Raw genomic sequence first — 1,626 nt, 5'->3', positions numbered from 1 at the left:
GCCCTGCCCAGTCGTCCAGCACGGACTGATCGACCCGCGCAGACGCGACCACACCATGCGTGCCATAGCTCGGGCGAACCGCCACGATCGGCTGCGGCACGCCCAGCAGCGGCAACAGGCGAAGCGCCATCTCGCTGCCCGGCACCGCCGCCACCCGCTCCGCCGCGACGCCGAAATGGGCCGCCGCCTGTGCTTCCAGCCGTGCCAGCGCGCTGCGGTCCGGCAAGGGGGCGGGATCGACTTTCAGCCCCTTGGGCGGGGTCCAGGGCACCGGATTGATCCCCGTCGACAGATCGAGCCACGGCCTCGGCGCATCGGGAAACAGTGCCATGGCCGCGTCGATCCGCCCGCCATGATGGGTCAGCGCACCCATTTCCGCTTGCGTCACAGCCCCGCTCCCGCGATGCGAACCGGCATGACGAAGCCCCGCACCCTGTTGGTCCTCGGCGGCGCCCGGTCGGGCAAGAGCCGCCATGCGCAGGCGCTGGCCGAGGCGATGACGCCCACCGGCTGCTTCATCGCGACCGCACAAGCCTGGGACGATGAGATGCGCGACCGTATCGCGCGGCACCAGGCCGATCGCGACGAACGTTGGACGACCGTCGAAGCACCCTTGGCCCTGCCGGAAGCTGTCGCCGAGCATAGCCGGGCCGACCGGGTGCTGCTGGTCGACTGTCTGACGCTTTGGCTCACCAACCTGTTGCTGGGGGAGGCCGACCTGGCGGCGGCGGGCGATGCGCTGGTCGCGGAGCTGGCCAACGCGCCCGGTCCGGTGGTGCTGGTCAGCAACGAGGTCGGCTTCGGCATCGTGCCCGACAATGCGCTCGCCCGGCGCTTCCGCGATGCGCAGGGCACGCTCAACCAGCGGCTGGCGCGGGTGTGCGACGCGACCGATCTGGTGGTGGCGGGGCTGCCCTTGCGGCTTTCAGGAGAGAAATGATGCGAACCGACGCCGAACATGCCGAGCGCATGGCCAAGAAAAAGGCCGCGCAGGACAGCAAGGTTGCCGCGCGCGACGCCGAAAAAGGGCTGATCATCGTCCATACCGGCAAAGGCAAGGGCAAGACGACCGCCGCGCTCGGCATGGTGATCCGCGCGGTCGGCCACGGCATGCGCGTCGGCATGGTCCAGTTCGTGAAGGGCGCGATGACCACCGGCGAGGCGGCGGTGCTGGCGCGCTTTCCGGAGGTCGATTTCCACGCGATGGGCGAAGGCTTCACCTGGAACACCCAGGACCGCGCCCGCGACATCGCCACCGCGCGGGGCGCGTGGGAAGAGGTCAAGCGGATGGTCGCCGATCCGTCCTATGACCTGATCGTCGCGGACGAGCTGAACATCGTGCTTCGCTACGATTACCTGCCGGTGGACGAGGTGCTGGAGGTGCTCGGCACCAAGGGCGCGATGACGCATGTGGTCATTACGGGCCGCAACGCGCCCGATGTGCTGATCGACGCGGCGGACCTGGTGACCGACATGACGCAGGTAAAGCACCCCTTCCGCGAACAGGGCGTAAAGGCGCAAAAGGGCATCGAGTTCTAAGCCTATGCAAGGAGGGATGCACCAAACGGCCTCTGGCCTGTGGCCTTGCCCTCCCCCAACCCCTCCCGCCTGCGGGAGGGGTTGGGG

At 68.8% G+C, this 1,626-nt stretch carries 2 protein-coding genes and 1 pseudogene; 2 read left to right on the top strand and 1 reads right to left on the bottom strand.

Annotated features, from left to right (window positions below; all coding sequences use genetic code 11):
• Positions 1-388 (bottom strand): annotated as a pseudogene (locus NS355_RS17295) (threonine-phosphate decarboxylase); the annotation flags it as partial.
• A 27-nt stretch (positions 389-415) separates the two neighbouring features.
• Between NS355_RS17295 and cobU the strand changes: the two are divergent.
• Both cobU and cobO read left to right on the top strand, forming a co-directional pair.
• Positions 416-940: a bifunctional adenosylcobinamide kinase/adenosylcobinamide-phosphate guanylyltransferase gene (gene cobU / locus NS355_RS17290; RefSeq protein WP_058746815.1), complete on the top strand. Its 525-nt coding sequence runs from the start codon at positions 416-418 to the stop codon at positions 938-940.
• Entirely contained in the window at positions 940-1,539 is a 600-nt protein-coding gene (gene cobO / locus NS355_RS17285) for a cob(I)yrinic acid a,c-diamide adenosyltransferase (RefSeq protein WP_430727021.1), read from the top strand. The genes cobU and cobO overlap by 1 nt, the downstream gene beginning before the upstream one ends.
• The last annotated feature ends 87 nt before the right edge of the window (positions 1,540-1,626 follow it).

This window comes from Sphingomonas yabuuchiae (genome assembly GCF_001477495.1).
GTDB lineage: Bacteria > Pseudomonadota > Alphaproteobacteria > Sphingomonadales > Sphingomonadaceae > Sphingomonas > Sphingomonas yabuuchiae_A.
Note: the sequence above shows the minus strand (reverse complement) of the source record. Positions and strands in the feature narration are given on the sequence as shown.